The sequence below is a fragment of the Mycoavidus cysteinexigens genome, from assembly GCF_003966915.1.
Lineage (GTDB): Bacteria > Pseudomonadota > Gammaproteobacteria > Burkholderiales > Burkholderiaceae > Mycoavidus > Mycoavidus cysteinexigens.
In genome coordinates, this window is the sequence record NZ_AP018150.1 from 2,070,131 (window position 1) to 2,089,509 (window position 19,379).

A 19,379-nucleotide genomic window follows, 5' to 3' on the forward strand; every position below is an offset into this window, starting at 1 on the left:
ATGAATTTATCGCGTCCGTTTATTGCTCGCCCAATTGCCACGACGCTGCTGTCAGCCGGCATCGTCCTGGGCGGTATTTTTGCTTTTTTTAAACTACCAGTATCGCCGCTGCCACAAGTTGATTTTCCAACGATTTCGGTAGAAGCCAGTTTGCCGGGAGCCAGCCCTGAAGTTGTCGCCACCAGTGTGACCAGTCCGCTTGAACGGCGCTTGGGGCAAATCAATGGCGTAACCGAAATGAGCTCGGTCAGCTCAAGCGGCGCAGCGCAAATTATTTTACAGTTTGAACTTAAACGCAATATCGATAGCGCCGCGCGCGATGTGCAAGCGGCCATTAATGCAGCGCGCGCCGATCTGCCTAGCCATCTAAAACGAAATCCTAGCTATAACAAAGTCAACCCAGCCGACACGCCCGTCTTAATCCTCGCGCTCACCTCGCCAACGCTAACCCGTAGCCAACTTTACGACTCCGCCGCGACTGTCCTGCAACAAGCGTTGTCGCAAATCCCTGGCATTGGTGAAGTCGCTGTGAGTGGCTCTGCCAACCCTGCGGTGCGGGTTGAGCTTAACCCACATGCGTTATTCAAATACGGCATTGGCCTGGAGACGGTACGCACAGCGCTCTCAGCAGCCAATCAAAACCTGCCTAAGGGCGCACTAGAGTATGGCGCGCAACGCTATCAACTCTATACAAACGACCAAGCGACCCAAGCCAGCCAATATCGCAACCTCATAATTGCGTACCGCAACGGCGCAGCAGTCCGCTTAGCCGACATTGGCCAGGTAAGCAACGCCACGGAAAATGTGCGCACACTCGGTTTACTCAATAATGAACCCGCGGTGTTGGTGATTTTATATCGGCAGCCCGGCGCCAATGTCATCGACACGGTTGACCGGGTCAAGGCAATATTGCCTAAGCTACAGGCCGCACTACCCGCTGCCGTCAACATTACACCGATTGCTGACCGTACGAAAACCATTCGCGCGTCCTTAAAAGACGCCGGATATACGCTTGCAATTGCAGTTGGCCTGGTCATTTTTGTGGTCTTCGCCTTTTTGCGCAATGCACGGGCAACGCTGATTCCGTGTCTCGCTGTGCCGATTTCAATCATCGGCACTTTTAGCGCAATGTACCTCTTGGGCTATAGCCTCGACAATCTCTCATTAATGGCATTAACGATTGCGGCAGGCTTTGTCGTGGATGATGCAATCGTAGTACTGGAGAATATTTCACGCCATATTGAGGCCGGAAAATCGCCATTGCGCGCGGCGCTGGCCGGGGCGCGCGAAGTCAGCTTTACGGTATTGTCTATTTCAATTTCGCTGGTTGCCGTTTTTCTTCCTATTTTGTTAATGGATGGCATTGTTGGGCGAATTTTTCGAGAATTTGCGCTCACGCTCTCGCTGACGATTGGCATGTCACTCTTTGTATCGCTCACGCTCACGCCCATGCTGTGTTCGCGCTTCTTGCGCGCGCGCCCCAAAGAACCCGTAGCTCAATCCATGCTACAAAAACGCATGCAAGGTTTTCTCGACGCTTTGCCGCGCAGCTACCGGCGTTCCCTCAACTGGTCGCTAGAGCACCCTAAACTCATTGGGGTGGTCTTGCTGACCACGATTGCACTCAATATCTATCTATATATCACGATTCCCAAAGGCTTTTTTCCACAACAAGACACTGGACTCTTAGTTGGCAGCATTCGGGCCGACCAAAATATTTCATTCCAGCTCATGAAAACAAAGCTCGCGCAATCCATGGAAATTATCAAAGCCGATCCTGCGGTCGAGACCATCGCCGGCTTTATCGGTGCAAGACGCGCCAATTCAAGTTTCATGAGCATTTCATTAAAGCCCCGGGCTGAGCGCCAATTGACGGCGGCGCAAGTGATCGAACGGCTCCGTCCCAAACTCAATGCGGTGCCAGGCAGCCAACTTTTTCTAGCTGCCTCGCAAGATATTCGGATCGGCGGCAGACAAAGCAATGCGCAATATCAATTCACTTTACTGGGAGAATCCTCGGCCGAACTTTATCGTTGGGGACAAAAACTAACCGAAGCCCTACAGCGCAAAAGCGAACTGATTGACGTCAATAATGACCTACAACAAAAAGGCTTAGAAAATAAAATCATAATTGATTATGCTAGCGCTGCACGCTTTGGCATTACGCCAGCGCAGATTGGCAATACTCTATACGATGCCTTTGGCCAACGGCAAGTCTCAACCATTTATAATGCCCTCAACCAATACCATGTAGTAATGGAGCTGGCGCCGCGCTATACACAGCACCCTGAGGCGCTTAAAGATATTTATTTCAACGCGACCAACCATAGCGCAGCGCAAACCATGGTACCACTCTCAGCATTTGCGCATTACGAACCCGGCCACACGCCGCTGGCCGTATTTCACCAAGGTTTATTTGCTGCGGTCACGCTTTCGTTTAATTTACCTGCAGATAAATCACTGTCAGATGCAGCGATCGTAATTAACCATACAATGAACGAAATCGGCATGCCAGCGAGCATCCATGGCAGCTTTGAAGGCACAGCAAAAGTTTTCCAAAAGTCGTTAGCAAACCAACCGCTGCTAATTCTCGCAGCGCTCGCGGCGGTTTACATTGTGCTGGGTATTTTGTATGAAAGCACGATCCATCCGCTCACCATTCTTTCAACCTTACCTTCAGCCGGTGTAGGCGCTTTGCTTGCGCTGCTTTTATTTCGTACCGAATTTAGTCTAATCGCCCTGATTGCGGTGACGCTTCTGATTGGTATTGTGATGAAGAACGCCATCATCATGGTGGATTTTGCGCTTGCCGCCACCCGCCGCGGCAGTCGTCCGCGCGAGGCTATTTTTAATGCGTGCCTATTACGCTTTCGGCCGATTATGATGACCACTTGCGCAGCCATGCTTGGCGCGCTGCCGCTGGTGCTAGGTCAAGGCGAAGGCTCTGAATTGCGCCGCCCACTCGGTATTTCGATTGTAGGCGGCCTCTTTGTCAGCCAGATCTTGACGCTGTATACGACGCCGGTGGTGTATTTATATCTGGATCGATTACGCGAGTGGGTAGCAAGACGGCGCAGAGTCCAACATTAAGCTTCACACAAGCGAGACTTTCTGGTTGGGGCTGCAACTCTGGAAAGGGTAATCCCCCCACTCTAAAAATTAGCTCTTTCAGCTTAGCTTTCTACTTTTAAAATCCCTTAAAAATGGGGGGGGGTTACCACCAAATGGAACTGAATTATTAATACTATTTCAATTGGAAATAGTATTACGACTCACGGCAATAGTGGCAACCCCAGCTCCTTAAGAAACTCGTTGTGCTTGTCTCGTGCCTTCGTGATTGCCTTTTCAATATCCCCCAATTGCTGGTGAACCTCTTTCAAATCTATTTTTTCCTCTGCTTGCGTCGTGCTGATGTAGCGCGAGACGTTGAGATTGAAACCTTCTTTTGATGTTGCCCCCTTCTCACGGACAGTAAAGGGTTTCCATAAATCAATTGGAAACAGAGATGAAATTGTTTTGTAAGTCGGCATGAATACTAGGTAAAACAGAATCCATTGTGCCCAGTATCAGACCCTCTGACTCGTATAGAGAGTCATCAGGCTGAATGTCGTTTTTTTGCAAATGTTTCCTTTCAAAATGAATCGGTGAAACGTAATCAAGAGAGGAATGCCTACGTTTAGGGTTATACCAAGCCTCAATCCACGTAAATACAGCTAAGCGAGCGTCAGACTTACTTTTAAAGCTACGCCGATCCAGCAATTCGCACTCAAGACTGGCAAAGAAGCTCTCTGCCATCGCATTGTCGTAGGCATCACCAACGCTGCCCATAGACAGTTTCACGCCCGCTGCCTTGCAGCGATTGCTAAAGGCAAAACTGGTGTATTGACAGCCCTGGTCGCTATGATGAATCACATTCTCAGGCTGACGTTGTTCAAGTGCCATATTCAAAGCGTCGAGCATCAGCTCTGTAACGAGAGACTCGCCAATGGCCCAGCCCACGACACGTCGACTCCACACATCCAAGACAATGGCCAGATAGATAAAGCCAGCTCCAGTCGGCACAAACGTAGCATCCGCCACCCATAGCTGATTCGGCTCATCAGCAACAAATTGACGCTTCACCAGATCAGGTGCGGGCGGCTGCCGTAAGTCACGCCGAGTGGTCACTTGATAGCGACGACGGCACACGCCACGTAGGCCCTGAAGGCGCATCAGCCTTGCTACTCGGCGACGGCTAACGGCCCAGCCTTGCTCCATCAGCTCAGCTCGAATACGGGGCATTCCATACGTCGCATCTGACTCAGCATGAATGATGCGAATCTCTTCTATCAGCTGCGTATTTTCTTGTTGACGAGCACTCGGTTTACGCTGACTCCAAGCGTAATACGCACTACGCGAAACTTTTAACACTCGGCACAGCACCTGCACGGGGAATTCGGCCTGATTCGCCATCATGAGCTCGAAGAGGGGGTAGATATCTTCTCGCCTTTTGCGGCAAACCAGGCCGTAGCCTTTGCCAAGATATCGCGCTCCATTTGAAGCTGTCGTACTTGACGCCGTAAGCGACTGAGCTCTTCTCCCTCTGCCGTAGTTAGGCCCACCTTGATCGATGATTTAGGGGCTTGAGCTATTGAGGCTTGGGCGACCCAACTCAAGATTGTTTTAGTGCAGCATCCGAACTCTTTAGATAGCTCTTTAGCGCTCTTACCTGCTTGCACAAGCTCTACGATTTGTTGACGAAAGGCCGATGGATATGGCGCTTTGCTTTTACGCATTACAGACTCCTTTTTGATAGTTTAAGGGTGTCCGTGAAATGAACTGACCCCAGAAAGTTGGAAACCGATCTAAACTTTTTTGGGTTTTTTCATGGATAAATACAGCGATCAACTTAAGCTAAAAGTCGTGAAGGCTTATCTGGCAGGTAAGGCTGGAGCCATTGCTCTGGGGAAGCGGTATGATGTTGAGCCTTCGCTATTGCGTAGATGGGCAGCAGCTTACCAAATACACGGTCTGTCAGGCCTCAAAAGGAAATACAGACGATACGGTGCGGATTTCAAGCTTACAGCCCTCCAGCACATGTGGGATAACCATCTATCGTATCGCGAAACGGCAGCGTACTTTGATATTCGTAAGACAAGTGCTCTAGGGGAGTGGGAGCGCCTGTATCATATCGGAGGTATAGAAGCCCTATCTCCTGGCAAAAGAGGAAAATCTAAGAAAATGCGAGGCACCTCAAGTATTGCAATCAAGTCTGGAAATGACGAGACGCGCACTCGAGAGCAGTTGCTCGAAGAATTAAATTATTTACGCATGGAGAATGCATATCTAAAAAAGCTAGAAGCCTTGATTCAAGCGAGCAAAAAATCAGCACAAAGCAAAAAACACAAATAGTGCTTGAATTAAGGCAACAGTATCCGATAATGGGCTTGCTTAAAGTGGCCGGTTTGGCGCGTAGTACCTTTTACTACCAACTGAATGGATTGCAAAAAATCGATAAATACGCAACGCTCAAAGCGAAGATTAAAACTATTTTTACCTATCACAAGGGGCGATATGGCTATCGTCGAATTACAAGCGTTCTTCGGCAGGAAAGCTTTCTCGTTAACCATAAGACAGTTCAGCGTTTGATGGGACAATTACAGTTAAAATCGCTTGTGCGGCCCAAAAAATATCGGTCCTACAAAGGCTCGATAGAAGGCATTGCACCCAATTTCTTGCAACAGCAATTTAGTGCCCAGCGACCTAACCAGAAGTGGGTGACGGATGTCACTGAATTCCATGTCTATGGCCAGAAATTATACCTTTCTCCAATTATGGATTTATATAACGGAGAAATCATCTCCTATCAAATCGCCCCACGTCCTACGTTGGCGATGGTTAGCACTATGTTAAGTAAAGCGTTTACCTGCCTTGGGCCTGATGACAAGCTAATCATGCACTCAGATCAAGGTTGGCAATATCAAATGGCAGCCTATCGTGAGGAACTTGCGCAAAAAGGCATTACACAAAGTATGTCACGTAAAGGCAACTGCCTCGATAACGCGGCCATGGAGAGCTTCTTCGCTACAATAAAATCTGAGTTCTTTTATCTGAATAAATTTTGTAATATTGACGAATTACAAGTAGGTTTAAGTGATTACATTCATTACTATAACCATGAGCGTATTAAACTCAGATTGGATGGGCTGAGCCCTGTTCAATATCGACTACGGTCACAGCCTTTTTATTCTTAACTAACTTACCGTCCAACTTTCTGGGGTCAGTTCAAAAAGTGGTCAACATCATCCTAAAGTTAACCTTGTGAGGTACTGTGATGATTTCATCGTCACAGGAGCTTCCAAAGAGTTACTGGAAAACGAAGTGTTACCTGTGATCAAAGAATTTCTGAGTGAGAGAGGGCTAACTTTATCACCAGAGAAGACTAAGATCACAAATATTGCACAAGGATTCGACTTCTTGGGTCAGAACGTCCGCAAATACAACGGCAAGTTCTTAATCAAACACATCAAAAAAGAATATTCAAGCGGTTCTGACGAAAATTCGCTCAAGCATTAAAGACAACAAGGCAATTAAGCAAGTCAATTTGATTCGCTTACTCAACCCTGTCATCAAAGGATGGGCGAACTATCATCGGCACGTAGCCACCAAGCAAACCTTTGTCAAAGTCGATAACGCAATATGGCGTGCGTTGTGGCAATGGTGCTGTCGTAGGCACCCTCAAAAGGGAGGGCGCTGGATCAAGCACCGGTATTTCCATTCCATCGGAACCCGGACTTGGGTCTTTGCAGCATCAACGGATGAAAAACGTCCAGATGGCACAGTGGTCATGAAAACTTTGAATTTAGCCGCAGATGTGGCAATTCAACGTCATGTAAAAATCAAAGCCGAAGCGAATCCTTTCGATCCCGCATGGGAACCCTACTTTGAAAGCCGATATGGCCAGAAAATGAGAGAAAACCTAGCGGGTTATAAAAAGCTCCTTCGACTCTGGCTTGACCAGAATCGCCGCTGTTGTATGTGTCACCAACTGCTAACAAAAGCAACAGGGTGGCACATCCATCATATCGTGCGACGCGTCGATGGAGGAAATGATGCGTCGAGGAACCTTGTGATGGTTCATCCAAACTGCCATATGCAAATTCATAGCCTTGGTTTAAAAGTGACGAAGCCGGCTCCTGAAACGGGGCTTTGAAAGGCTCGAGCGTAATGCGGGGAAACTCGCCTGTTGCGTTCCTAGGGGGCGGTGGTGCAGTAATGTACTGCTGCTACCCGACAGACTTGACCACGGAAAAAAGAGGGATTTTGACCGGGAGTAGGCTCGGAAATCAGGGACAAAAAAGTGAATGGATGCGTCCCACACACTCGATCGTCCATCCCTACGCTATGATTTTTTGCAAAAATCATTGGCCCATCGGTACAATTCGGAAAAATGGTGGATGAAGACGATGCGGTCTTTGAGCGGAGTGCACAAAATAGGCGCGTACTCTCTTATTTGTAGACTTTACCTATTGTTCAATCTTAAAAAATTCGGCTTTTCTACACGGCTTGTTCATTAAACCGAACGAGAATTAGAAAATACTCGTACAAGGAACGTGATGTTTACACCTGCCAGTGGCTTGTTTTCAAGTTCCAATCCTGTTGCACAGGGGCAGCGTGCGCCCCAAACCCCTAAGCAACTGCTTGAGCAAGTGCAACACTATAAAAAGGCCGCGGATTGGTATAAAAGAGAAGGTCAAGTCGTTGAAGCAGGGAATCACTATAAAGTTGCCCAAAATTTGCTGGAAGAAGTGCTCGAAAAATCTTTTGTTGATCGTCAAACAGTCAGAATGTTTGGGTTGATTTATTCGGAATACAGTGGGTTATTAAAGGCGTTAGGACGGACTGCAGAAGCTGCCATATTAGATCAAAAGGAACAGACTCTTTTTGAACGCTATAGTGCCAGTAGCGCTTCTTCGAGAAAGCGAGAAGTCGAGCGTGGGTCAAGTAGTGAACATTTAAATAAAAAAAACCATCCCGTTGCCATTGAACGGCTCGCCGGGGTGGAGACGTTAGTACAAAACTGCCAAGGGACGATTAATGCGCCAGTCCATGGCAAGAATAACACGGTCAACGTGCATTACTACTCAGCGAATCCAGAGCTTCTGCCGCAAATCCAAGAAATCCATACGTCTGTTGGAGAATTAAAGTCTGCCTATCTCGATCGTTTTATAGAGCAGCAAGCGCGAGAGCTATGCTCGAAGAAAGAACCGTTGGCCATCTTAGGGCAGAATATCGAAGCAGAATATTTCACTGCGTGGGAAGAGCCGGGAGAGATTCAGGATGGGCTGGCGATGTATGTCGCCCCACAGGCGGCGACCCTCACAGATAAAAACACTCTTTTTGATTTAGACGAAGCGGTAACCGCCTTTTTGACTCAAGCCCAGGATTCTAGCCAGAAAACCCAGGTACTCCTACTACGAGGCGAAGCGGGTTCAGGTAAATCAACCTTTAACCGCCATTTAGCGCGTCGCTTATGGCGAGACTATAGTGCGGCTTCGGGAGAGCGACCGATCCCGCTGTATATCTCTTTACCGACGATAGATAAGCCCAACAAGAATCTCATTGGTCAGTATTTATCGGATAAATATGGTTTCTCGCCAGAGCAGATCGACGCGTTGCGAGCAAGCCAGCGCTTTATTTTCATCTTAGATGGCTACGATGAGATTCCTGCGGAACAGAGGAATTTATATGCGGATGAAAAACTGGATCAATGGCAAGCAAAAATCCTACTGAGTTGCCGGCCCGAATATTTAACGGAAGGCTATCAAAACCATCTGCAACCACGAGGACGTTCACGTGTGCTGCTGGAGTATCAGCTCGCACTGTTTTCAGAACAGTCGATCGAAACCTATATTCATCAATATGTTAAGCATATGCAGGCTCAGTGGAGTGCTGAAGACTATCAAGATAGATTAGCGCGTATCCCAAATGTCAAAGAACTCTTGGGCACACCCTTTTTGCTCAAAATGGCCTTAAGCGTGTTGCCGACGTTAGACGAAGCTCGGCCCGGCCAAGTGGCTTTAACCCGAATCAAACTCTACGAGCAGTTTGTGCAGACGTGGTTTAAGCGTTCGTTAGAGCGTTTAGATGCGATTCAGTCTAAATTGACGGAGACGCAGAAGAGCGCTTTCTATGGTTTAAAAGAAGAAGGATTTATCAAGCATAGCGAAACATTTAATACCGACTTCGCGTTAGCCCTATCAGAGGCTAAAACTACGGTAGCAGCCTATTCTCCGCTCACTCGTCGTGGAATACCGCAGGATAAAAGGTATGAAGCCTTTCTGAGCAATCAGGATGAGGGAAAAAAGCTACTGCGTTTTAGCGCTTTGCTCACTTGCCAGCAACAGCAATATCGCTTTATTCACAAATCGATCCAGGATTATTTAGTGGCGCGCGCGGTGTGGGAAGAGCTGGAAAACTTCACGGAATTGGCGTCATCGGATCATTTTACGCCGTTAAACTGGGTAGGAAAGGTGCGGGTGTTATGGGAAGCGCTCAGCCCTTCTGTTGAAGTGGATGCTGAGGCCTTATTGAATACTTTCAATGTGGTGGAGGATGTAGCGATTCAGCGCTTTTTGGTCGAGCGAGTTCAGCAAAATGGAGGGCTGCTGAAACCGCTGTTGGCATGGATTAAAGCATCAACGAGCCAGGATAGCGTGAGTATGGCTGCGGCGAACGCAATCACGATCCTGGTTAAAGCTGGAGTGCAGTTCAATGCAGCGGATTTAAAAGGAGTTCAGATACCTGGGGCAGATCTGAGCTTTGGGGTATTCGATTCAGCGCAGTTGCAAGGGGCGGATTTAAGCGAGGTCAATTTTCGGAATAGCTGGCTTCGCCATGCGGATTTAAGCGCAGCCAAGATGGCTGGGGTACGGTTTGGCGAATGGGCTTATCTCGAAGAAGAGAGCTATGTGTATTCCTGCGCGTATTCCCCGGATGGGGAAAACTGTGCGGTAGGGCTTTGGAACGGCACGATCAGCATCTATTCGACTTCGAATTGGGAAAAATCCTACACCTTAGAAGGACATACCTCTGGTGTTACTAGCGTGGTGTATTCGCCGAGCGGTTCGCAGATCGCCTCGGGGAGTGAGGACAAGACGGTGCGAGTGTGGGACGCGCACAGCGGAGCGGCTGGGCACACCTTAGCGGGACATACCGACTCTGTTTTTAGCGTGGTGTATTCGCCGAACGGCGAGCAGATCGCATCGGGGAGTGATGACTGGACGGTGCGTCTGTGGGACGCGGAAAGCGGAGCGGCTGGGCACATCTTAGAAGGCCATACCGACTGGGTTAGGAGCGTGGTGTATTCGCCGAGCGGTTCGCAGATCGCCTCGGGGAGTGGGGACAAGACGGTGCGTCTGTGGGACGCGCACAGCGGAGCGGCTGGGCACACTTTAGAAGGCCATACCGCCTCTGTTTTGAGCGTGGTGTATTCGCCGAGCGGTTCGCAGATCGCCTCGGGGAGTGAGGACAAGACGGTGCGTCTGTGGGACGCGACAAGCGGCGCGCCGGGGTTCACCTTGACAGGCCATACCGACTGGGTTAAGAGCGTAGTGTATTCGCCGAGCGGCTCGCAGATCGCTTCGGGCAGTGATGACAGAACGGTGCGTCTGTGGGACGCGGAAAGTGGAGCGGCTGAGCACACCTTAGAAGGACATACCTCCGCTGTTTGGAGCGTGGTGTATTCGCCGAACGGTTCGCAGATCGCCTCGGGGAGTAAGGACGAGACGGTGCGTCTGTGGGACACGCACAGCGGAGCGGCTGAGCACACCTTAGAAGGACATACCTCCGCTGTTTTGAGCGTGGTGTATTCGCCGAGCGGTTCGCAGATCGCCTCGGGGAGTGTTGACAAGACGGTGCGTCTGTGGGAAGCGCACAGCGGAGCGGTTGGGCACATCTTAGAAGGCCATACCGACTCTGTTTTTAGCGCGGTGTATTCGCCGAGCGGCTCGCAGATCGCCTCGGGGAGTCATGACTATACGGTGCGTCTGTGGGATGCGGAAAGCGGAGCGGTTGGGCACATCTTAGAAGGCCATACCAACTCTGTTATGAGCGTGGTGTATTCGCCGAGCGGTTCGCAGATCGCCTCGGGGAGTGTTGACAATACGGTGCGTCTGTGGGACGCGCGCAGCGGAGCGGTTGGGCACATCTTAGAAGGCCATACCAACTCTGTTATGAGCGTGGTGTATTCGCCGAGCGGTTCGCAGATCGCCTCGGGGAGTGAGGACAAGACGGTGCGTCTGTGGGACGCGCACAGCGGAGCGGCTGGATACATCTTAGAAGGGCATACCGACTGGGTTATGAGCGTGGTGTATTCGCCGAACGGTTCGCAGATCGCTTCGGGGAGTCATGACAAGACGGTGCGTCTGTGGGACGCGGAAAGCGGAGCGGTTGGGCACATCTTAGAAGGCCATACCTCCTATGTTATGAGCGTGGTGTATTCGCCGAGCGGTTCGCAGATCGCCTCGGGCAGTTGGGACAATACGGTGCGGCTGTGGGACGCGCACAGCGGAGCGGCTGGATACATCTTAGAAGGGCATACTGACTGGGTTAGGAGCGTGGTGTATTCGCCGAGCGGTTCGCAGATCGCCTCGGGGAGTGAGGACAATACGGTGCGTCTTTGGAAGGTCGCTTCGGGTAAGTGTTTAGGAGTGATTCAAGATTTTACCGAGGGAGTCTATAGCGTAGCCTGGAAGGCGACGCCGGAGGGTTCCTATTTGTTGACTGGCAGTGGCGATAAGTTGGTTCGGCAGTGGGAGCTGATAGGAGAGGAGGATGGAGTTCATGCGCACCTGCGTTGGATGTCACGACTGGATAATAAGCTGATGGTGAAGGATACGTTATTGGAAGGGGTGGTTGAGTTAAGCGAGATGAATCGAGCGCTGTTGGAGCAACGTGGTGGGGACGACTTTGATACAGACTCTGAAGAAGATTGGGAATAGAGTTGAGAGTCGGATGTTAAGATGTCGTAGCGAAAGATCCCCATGGAGGTCTTTCACTACGAAATAATGGCTGGATTTAACATAACTTTCAGTCTGGACAGTTTTTTTGTAAGGGCTAAATTGTAATGTCTGATCTACACCTTTTTTATCCCCATTTAAACAAAAAATAACTTTATCTGAAACACATTTATATCCTGCTGCGGCAGTAACGAAAAGCCTTGGGGAAGGTACGATGACATTCCTTTTGTGATCCTAAGGTTTTCGAACAATCGCTACCCATCTAATTTTTGCTTTATCTCTTTTATTTCTCGTCTGAGTTCTGCTTCTAGCTCTTTTTCCGTCGGCAAATGAAATTGGTATTTACTGGCAAAAACTTGTTTAGTCTTATCACCAAGCGTATATTGAACCATTGCGTCACTTTTATCGGTACAGAGTATCAGTCCGATCGTCGGGTTATCGTCTTTTTCAATTACTTCTCGGTCAAAATAATTAACATATAGCAGCATCTGGCCTAAATCAGCATGTGAGAGCTTTCTAATTTTAAGATCAATGATAACGTAACATTTTAAAATGACATGATAGAAGACAAGATCCGTATAAAAATGATCACCATCTAGCGAGAGCCGCTTTTGCCTTGCTACAAATGCAAAACCTTTACCTAATTCTAATAAAAAATGCTGTAGATTATTTATTAAAGCTTCTTCGAGTTCTGATTCAACTAATCGATGTGATTCTGGTAGATTAAGAAATTCAAGAACCAGGGGTTCTTTAATCGTATCCTCTGGTTTAGTAATTTCTTGACCTTTACAGGCTAGTCTCATTATGCCATCTCTATCTTTGCTTCTAGCCAGCCGATCAAACAATAAGCTCGCAATCTGCCTTTCAAGTTCTCGGCCAGACCAATGATTTTTTTCGGCTTCAATTTCATAAAACTGCCGTGCTTCAGGTCGATCTAATCTCATTAGCGCACGGTAATGGATCCACCCCAGTCTAGAATTCAATTGCTTTTCTGATTCACCACGCACCGCGTGGTGAATTGGCATGTAATCAGAATAAATCAAGTAGAATTGGCGAATATCTCGTAAAGTGGAAATACCGAATCCACGACCGTATTTCTTTGTAAGCTTCTCTGAGAGTGCGGGCAATAAATTGCTCCCATATTCCGCACGTGCATGCCCTTTTTGCTCTGCTTGCACTATATCACGACCAATACACCAGTAAGCACTGACCATTTGTGTATCGATGACACGATAAACAGTTTGGCGAGCGCTATCGATGTAACTTGCAGCTTGCTTATAAAGCTGCTCAATAACCAAAGGCGCTAAACTAATTTTATTCGAAGTTAATTTTTTATCTTGCATATACGATTTAAAATTTCTAAATTAATGGAGAAAATTACTTTCTGCGATTAACAAGATACGAAATCCAATCATCATCAAACTGGCCCAAGGCGACCTAGCGGTAAATCTCACGTCGGTTGCCGATTTGTAACGTAAGGACACGCCAGCATCGCCTTAAATAGGGCTAGGGGTACACGATATATTCTGCGGCTTCAACACGTACTATACCAGTGGCCCGTTCATTCACCCCCTCCTCTTTCATCCGTTGCCCACGGTTCTAATTGATCGGCCAGGGTTTCCACCTCAGTGCTAAATAGCGAGGAACTGACTTCCGCCAGATCGAATAGGCTTTCCATTGTTCTCGGCGCAAGCGCTGGAACAGAAAATATCCCACTCAACCTCAAGAGAGTGAGGAACAAAAACGGTATGCTCAGAATAAGCAGAAGCAGACAGAGCATTCAAAACCAACTAAAAAGTTTGTGTAATTTCTGTGTAATCGTGCGTAGAAAATTACACAAAAATGAAGAATTACATAGAATAGTGAGTAGCGCGCTATTCAGCGAAACCCTTTATAAACAAGCGTTTTGAGAAGATTTTAGCATTCGCTAGAATAGATATCCCGATTACTTTTAATCCGTTGGTCGAACGTTCGAGCATTACGCACAGGATACCAAAACATGAAAGCATATGGCTTTGCGTCATTTCGCAGATTTTGTATTTGCACGTTGCCCCTCTCCCGTTGCATGTAACATAATTTGGATCTATACATGATTCATGTAATATACAGAGGTGTTCTATGGAAAATAGTATCTCTCACCGTATAAAAAAGCATCGTGACGAATTACGTGCAGCAGGTTTTCGCCCAATACAAATTTGGGTACCAGATACTCGCCGCCAAGATTTTACGGATAAGTGCCGCCAACAATCATTGGCGTTGAGAAATGATCCACACGAAACCGAAATACTAAACTGGCTGCAAGAGGCTTCTGATACAGAGGGCTGGAAGTGAAGCGTGGAGATTTGGCAACAATTGCTTTGCAAGGCGCTTATGGCAAACCGCACCCTGCACTGATTATTCAATCTGATCTCTTTAATGAGCATCCATCCGTTACTGTACTACCTGTAACGAGTGAGCTACGAGATCCATCAGTGTTTCGCTTGGCGGTAACTCCTTCTAAAACTAATGGCTTGCAAAAAGAATCGCAGATCATGATTGATAAAGTGCAGACAGTTCCGCGAGAAAAAGTAGGACTTTCATTTGGCCGCTTGGATAAACAAACGCTGCTGTCTGTGAATCGTGCTTTAGCTGTCTTCCTTGGTTTTGCATAAAAGCGATGACGAACCTGTGAACAAGAGTCCGAGTTGGCGACATTCCGGTAACTAGACGGTAACGAAAGCCAGAAAACAACAATGAGTTACAGACGCGAATCTATAACTCATTGATTTTATTGGTCGGGGCGAGAGGATTTGAACCTCCGACCACATGCACCCCATGCATGTACGCTACCAGGCTGCGCTACGCCCCGAAGAAGTCAAGAATTATAGCAGAGCAAAAATGCGGGTTGGTGTTTCTCGAGTAAAACAAAGTTGTTTTAACGGATTATTTTTGCAAAATTCTAATCACCTGCTCAATCTCAGCACGTAACTGACTAAGATCCAGCGCATGAATTTGTGCTGAAGATTCAGACTCGCTCGTCAATAGGTTACCCTCAGCGCATGTCTGATGGCTATCCAAGCGGTTGCGCGCGCCATTAATCGTGAAACCTTGCTCATAGAGTAGCTCCCGAATGCGACGGATCAGGAGGACTTCATGATGCTGGTAGTAGCGCCGGTTGCCCCGCCGCTTAACCGGCCGAAGCTGAGTGAATTCTTGCTCCCAATAACGCAATACATGCGGCTTTACAGCGCAGAGCTGGCTCACCTCACCAATCGTAAAGTAGCGTTTTGCAGGAATCGGAAGCAATGTTACTTTTTGCAGCATCACTGAGCTCACCTTAACCCACTATCGCGGCGTATACGCGGATGCCTGCGCCGACGGCATATTGCATTCGACCAGCGCCTTAAGTTTTTGGCTGGCATGGAATGTTACGACTCGGCGCGCAGCGATCGGGATGATTTCACCGGTTCTCAGATTGCGCCCAGGCCGTTGCGACTTATCACGCAACTGGAAGTTGCCAAAGCCAGATAGTTTTACGCTTTCGCCTCTTTCAAGCGCAGTACTAATCAATTCAAAAAAAGCTTCCACCATTTCCTTGGCTTCACGTTTATTTAAGCCGACCTGATCAAATAAAAATTCAGCCAGTTCAGCTTTAGTCAAGGTGGGCGTTTCGCCTGCTATCTCAACCGACGCTTCGCTTGGAGCGCTTGCGCATAAGCTGTTAGGTGAATCCTCTGCTGAATTTTTCGGCCCTAACATCGCCCGTTGCTCCACTAAATCTGCGCTCCATTCCATTGCATTCGTACTCTTAAGCTATCAATTACGCAAGCGCACATCATAGATGCGCACTAGACGATCAACCAAAGTTTTAATGGCTAGATCAATCATTGCATCTTGCAAAGTCCCTTCAGTATCTTGCAAGGTGATTCGAAACGCAAGACTTCTTTGCTGGGGAAGCTGTGCATCCGTTTCTACTTGAGGGCGAAATTCATCAAACAGTGTAATCTGCTGTACATATTTGCAGGCTTCATCAGCGCGTGCTTTTTGCATTTCGTCAAGCAGCTCCTGCGCCTTAATTTGAGCACTAACGAGCACCGCAATATCACGCCGTACAGGCGGAAATTTGGCGACCTCGAGCGCCGTCGGCACAGTACGTTCGCATAACGCGTTTAGATTAATCTCAAAGAAAATGGGAGCACGGGGTAAATCATATTTTTGTAACCAGCGTGGGTGTAACTCGCCCAGCCAACCGACCTGTTTGCCGGCCAACTCAATCTGCGCGCTACGCCCTGGATGCAAGGCGGGATGCTTAGCTGCCGTGAAGCGTGGCGTTGCCGGCGCAAAAAGCGCCTCCAAATCACCTTTAAGATCAAAAAAATCTACCCAACGCGTCGCCACGCCCCATTGCTCCGGCCACACCGGCCCATAGGCTAACGCGCTCACCAATGATTGCTGATTTAACCCAGCCACCGTTAAATCGCCCGCTAGCGCGGCCGGGTCTAAAGAGAAGGCCCGCCCCACTTCAAATAAGCGAATCTGCGCAGCTTTACGTTTTAGGTTATAACTCAACTGATTGACCAAACCACCCAGCAATGTGCTACGCATCGCCGAGAGTTGGCTTGCAATTGGATTTAATACCCGCACCGGCGCCGCATTGCCAGCAAAATCTTGCTCCCATGCTTCGTCTACAAAACTAAAATTAATGGTTTCTGTATAGCCAAGTGCCGCCAGTTGATGTCGGATCGCATGCACGGAACGCCGAGTCTCCGTCGCCTCGCGCATGATATTGAGTGCGACTGGCAGGCGCGCTGGGATCTTCTCAAAGCCATAAATGCGCGCTACTTCTTCCACCAGGTCGGCTTCAATTTCGAGGTCAAAACGATAAGATGGGGGCGTGACGATAAATTGCTCGTCTTGAAACTCGAAAGGCAAGCCAAGACGCGTGAATATTTCTGCGATTTCATTTACGCTTATATTTACCCCGATTATGCGGCTCGCGCGGGTAGCGTCTAACGCCACTGGCGCGCGTTCTGGCAGCGCAATCACTTGATCGTCAATCGGCCCCGCTTCCCCACCGCAAATATCAACCACCAAGCGGGTCATATATTCAAGCTGGGCAACGGTAGCCGCATAATCAACGCCGCGCTCAAAACGATGCGCGGCTTCAGTGGCGAAATTGTACCGGCGCGCGCGCCCGCGAATACTATCTGGCCACCAAAATGCAGCTTCGAGATAGATATTGCATGTATCCAGCGAGACGGCGGTATGATCCCCCCCCATCACCCCAGCCATACTTTGCACAGCCTGTTGATCGGCAATCACGCCGACGGTCTGATCCAACTCAACCGTATTTCCATTGAGTAGTTTGAGCGCTTCGCCACACTGCGCCCAACGCACTTCGAGCGGGCCGTGCAGTTTGTCAAGGTCGAAGATATGCGTTGGCTGGCCTAATTCCAGCATCACGTAATTGGAAATATCGATCAACGCTGAAATACTGCGCTGTCCGGCACGCTCAAGGCGTTCCACCATCCATTTAGGGGTTTGCGCGCGCGCGTTCACATGGCGCATCACCCGTCCTGAAAAACGTCCGCACAGATCACTGGCAGCAACTTTAACTGGCAAAATTTCCGTCAAAGTAGTGCGCACAGACTCGAATTGAGGTTGGCGCAAAGGCGCGCCAGTGATCGCGCAGACTTCACGAGCAATCCCTAAAATCGATAAACAATCGGCCCGATTGGGCGTCAGTTTAATGTCAAAAACTATCTCATCCAGGTGCAACGCTTGCCGAATATCTTGTCCAACCGGCGCATCCGCCGGCAAAATGAGCAAACCGACTCCATCGCCTGAGATTTTAAGCTCGCGCGCCGAACACAACATGCCCTGGCTTTCCACTCCGCGCAACTTGCTCCGCTTAATCCGAAAAGGCGCGCCACCGGCCTCTGCCGCGGGCAACTCCGCCCCGATCAGCGCACATGGCACTTTACAACCCACGGCAACATTTGGCGCACCGCAGACGATAGTTAGCAACTCAGCCGCGCCAACGTCAACTTGGCACACATTCAGACGATCCGCATCTGGATGCTTAACCACTTCTCGTATTTGCCCTACGACCACCTTTGAGGTCGGCGGCGCGATGGCGCGCAGCGCTTCAACTTCAAGCCCCGCCATCGTCAACGCGTGGGCCAATGACTCCGTCGATAAAGTTGGATCAACCAAACTCCTTAACCAGGATTGCGGGAATTGCATGACACACTCTGTAAAAATAAATCGATAGAAAATTACGCAAACTGCTGCAAAAAGCGCACGTCACCTTCAAAAAAGTGGCGCAAATCTTGCACCCCATAACGTAACATCGTGAGCCGCTCTAAACCACTGCCAAAGGCAAAGCCGGTATAGCGTTCTGGGGCAAAACCCATATTGCGAATCACATTTGGATGGACTTGGCCTGCGCCAGAAATCTCGAGCCATTTGCCAGCATTTTTGCCTTGCTCAAATAGCATATCGATTTCAGCAGAAGGTTCAGTAAATGGAAAGTAAGATGGGCGAAAACGCACCTGCAAATCATCGCGCTCAAAAAAGCGTCGCAAAAATTCTGTATAGACGCCTTTCAGATCGGCAAAACTAATGTTTTCATCGATCCAAAGCCCTTCTACTTGATTAAACATGGGTGAATGCGTTGCGTCGCTATCGACGCGATAAGTGCGCCCCGCAGCGATCACCCTGATGGGCGGCTGGTTCATACGTGCATAGCGAACCTGCATCGGGCTGGTATGCGTGCGTAATAGCAGGAGTTGATCTTTCTCATCCCGTGCATCGATATAAAACGTATCCTGCATTGAACGCGCCGGATGATTTAGCGGGCTATTCAGCGCAGTAAAGTTGTACCAGTCCGTTTCAATTTCAGGCCCTTCAGCGAGATCAAAGCCAATCGAGCGAAAGATCTGTTCAACCCGTTCCCAGGTCTGCATCACAGGATGTAAGCTACCCTTACTTGCGCCCCGGCCAGGTAAGGTGACGTCCATCGCTTCCGCCGCAAGGCGCTGTTGCATCAGCTTATCCGCTAATTGCTCACGCCGCGCACGCAGCATTTCTTCTACTTGCTGCTTGGCGAGATTAATCTGCACCCCTTCGCGCTTGCGCGTTTCCGCATCAAGCCGGCCAAGCGCTTTTAAAAGCTCCGTCAACTGCCCCGCTTTGCCAAGAAAACGGGCTTTCTCATTTTCGAGAGAAACCGCATCGGCTGCTTGCGCGAAAGCATGACGAGCATCAGCGACAATCTGCTCCAAATCCATCGGTTTTTCCAAATATAACGTTGCTGCAAGCGCTACAATGAAAATGGGGTTCAGCAAGAACCCCATATTTCAAAGCACTATATAAATTGCCTCAACACGATTGCGCGAG

General features: G+C 48.9%; 12 protein-coding genes, 1 tRNA gene and 3 pseudogenes. 8 read left to right on the forward strand and 8 right to left on the reverse strand.

Annotated features, from left to right (window positions below; genetic code table 11):
* A complete protein-coding gene (locus MCB1EB_RS08820; RefSeq protein ID WP_045365078.1) occupies nt 1–3,090 on the forward strand; it encodes an efflux RND transporter permease subunit in 3,090 nt (1,029 codons plus the stop codon).
* Between the two features lie 182 nt (nt 3,091–3,272).
* On the opposite strand, the gene MCB1EB_RS12215 is transcribed toward MCB1EB_RS08820, so the two are convergent.
* Together MCB1EB_RS12215 and MCB1EB_RS08830 are read right to left on the reverse strand one after the other, a co-directional pair.
* Nucleotides 3,273–3,530, reverse strand: coding sequence for a type I restriction-modification system subunit M (locus MCB1EB_RS12215; protein ID WP_175577357.1), 258 nt, complete (start codon nt 3,528–3,530; stop codon nt 3,273–3,275).
* Between the two features lie 94 nt (nt 3,531–3,624).
* Nucleotides 3,625–4,775, reverse strand: a pseudogene (locus tag MCB1EB_RS08830) (IS3 family transposase); the annotation flags it as partial.
* Between the two features lie 91 nt (nt 4,776–4,866).
* Here MCB1EB_RS08830 and MCB1EB_RS08835 point away from each other — a divergent pair.
* From MCB1EB_RS08835 to MCB1EB_RS08850, 5 genes and pseudogenes are all read left to right on the forward strand, one after another.
* Nucleotides 4,867–6,233 (forward strand): IS3 family transposase gene (locus MCB1EB_RS08835; protein WP_438819611.1). Its coding sequence is split into 2 segments (ribosomal slippage): nt 4,867–5,338 and nt 5,338–6,233, totalling 1,368 coding nucleotides; the frame shifts between segments, so codons are not numbered across the junction.
* 67 nt (nt 6,234–6,300) lie between these two features.
* Nucleotides 6,301–6,555, forward strand: a complete 255-nt coding sequence (locus MCB1EB_RS12420) for a reverse transcriptase domain-containing protein (protein ID WP_052394028.1) — start codon at nt 6,301–6,303, stop codon at nt 6,553–6,555.
* 13 nt (nt 6,556–6,568) lie between these two features.
* Nucleotides 6,569–6,694 (forward strand): annotated as a pseudogene (locus MCB1EB_RS12425) (group II intron maturase-specific domain-containing protein); the annotation flags it as partial.
* Between the two features lie 132 nt (nt 6,695–6,826).
* On the forward strand, nt 6,827–7,192 hold the full coding sequence (locus tag MCB1EB_RS12430; protein ID WP_232034101.1) for an HNH endonuclease signature motif containing protein: 366 nt from the start codon (nt 6,827–6,829) through the stop codon (nt 7,190–7,192).
* Between the two features lie 403 nt (nt 7,193–7,595).
* Nucleotides 7,596–11,981 (forward strand): WD40 domain-containing protein, encoded by a 4,386-nt coding sequence (locus tag MCB1EB_RS08850; protein WP_126354002.1) that lies wholly within the window; start codon nt 7,596–7,598, stop codon nt 11,979–11,981.
* A gap of 272 nt (nt 11,982–12,253) precedes the next feature.
* On the opposite strand, the gene MCB1EB_RS08855 is transcribed toward MCB1EB_RS08850, so the two are convergent.
* A complete protein-coding gene (locus MCB1EB_RS08855; RefSeq protein WP_045365067.1) occupies nt 12,254–13,342 on the reverse strand; it encodes a PDDEXK nuclease domain-containing protein in 1,089 nt (362 codons plus the stop codon).
* 775 nt (nt 13,343–14,117) lie between these two features.
* Between MCB1EB_RS08855 and MCB1EB_RS08860 the strand changes: the two genes are divergently transcribed.
* Entirely contained in the window at nt 14,118–14,330 is a 213-nt protein-coding gene (locus MCB1EB_RS08860) for an antitoxin MazE family protein (protein ID WP_045365064.1), read from the forward strand.
* Complete coding sequence (locus MCB1EB_RS08865) at nt 14,327–14,650, forward strand: type II toxin-antitoxin system PemK/MazF family toxin (protein WP_045365061.1); 324 nt, start codon at nt 14,327–14,329, stop codon at nt 14,648–14,650. The genes MCB1EB_RS08860 and MCB1EB_RS08865 overlap by 4 nt, the downstream gene beginning before the upstream one ends.
* A 120-nt stretch (nt 14,651–14,770) precedes the next feature.
* On the opposite strand, the gene MCB1EB_RS08870 is transcribed toward MCB1EB_RS08865, so the two are convergent.
* From MCB1EB_RS08870 to pheS, 5 genes and pseudogenes are all read right to left on the reverse strand, one after another.
* A tRNA-Pro gene (locus MCB1EB_RS08870) sits at nt 14,771–14,847 on the reverse strand.
* 74 nt (nt 14,848–14,921) lie between these two features.
* A complete protein-coding gene (locus MCB1EB_RS08875) occupies nt 14,922–15,302 on the reverse strand; it encodes a MerR family transcriptional regulator (RefSeq protein WP_174232251.1) in 381 nt (126 codons plus the stop codon).
* 21 nt (nt 15,303–15,323) lie between these two features.
* A pseudogene (locus MCB1EB_RS08880) lies at nt 15,324–15,656 on the reverse strand (integration host factor subunit alpha); the annotation flags it as partial.
* A gap of 138 nt (nt 15,657–15,794) precedes the next feature.
* Entirely contained in the window at nt 15,795–18,224 is a 2,430-nt protein-coding gene (gene pheT / locus MCB1EB_RS08885; protein WP_045365059.1) for a phenylalanine--tRNA ligase subunit beta, read from the reverse strand.
* Nucleotides 18,225–18,256: 32 nt separating this feature from the next.
* The gene (pheS, locus tag MCB1EB_RS08890) at nt 18,257–19,270 is read right to left on the reverse strand and encodes a phenylalanine--tRNA ligase subunit alpha (RefSeq protein ID WP_026921278.1); all 1,014 of its coding nucleotides are present in this window, start codon (nt 19,268–19,270) and stop codon (nt 18,257–18,259) included.
* Between the last annotated feature and the right edge of the window lie 109 nt (nt 19,271–19,379).

Excerpts from the sequence above, each read along its gene's own strand:
- pheT (WP_045365059.1), bottom strand. The coding sequence starts at position 18,224 with ATGCAATTCCCGCAATCCTGGTTAAGGAGTTTGGTTGATCCAACTTTA.
- MCB1EB_RS08820 (WP_045365078.1), top strand. The coding sequence starts at position 1 with ATGAATTTATCGCGTCCGTTTATTGCTCGCCCAATTGCCACGACGCTG.
- MCB1EB_RS08850 (WP_126354002.1), top strand. The coding sequence starts at position 7,596 with ATGTTTACACCTGCCAGTGGCTTGTTTTCAAGTTCCAATCCTGTTGCA.
- pheS (WP_026921278.1), bottom strand. The coding sequence starts at position 19,270 with ATGGATTTGGAGCAGATTGTCGCTGATGCTCGTCATGCTTTCGCGCAA.
- MCB1EB_RS08855 (WP_045365067.1), bottom strand. The coding sequence starts at position 13,342 with ATGCAAGATAAAAAATTAACTTCGAATAAAATTAGTTTAGCGCCTTTG.
- MCB1EB_RS08875 (WP_174232251.1), bottom strand. The coding sequence starts at position 15,302 with ATGCTGCAAAAAGTAACATTGCTTCCGATTCCTGCAAAACGCTACTTT.
- MCB1EB_RS08860 (WP_045365064.1), top strand. The coding sequence starts at position 14,118 with ATGGAAAATAGTATCTCTCACCGTATAAAAAAGCATCGTGACGAATTA.
- MCB1EB_RS12430 (WP_232034101.1), top strand. The coding sequence starts at position 6,827 with ATGAAAACTTTGAATTTAGCCGCAGATGTGGCAATTCAACGTCATGTA.
- MCB1EB_RS12215 (WP_175577357.1), bottom strand. The coding sequence starts at position 3,530 with ATGCCGACTTACAAAACAATTTCATCTCTGTTTCCAATTGATTTATGG.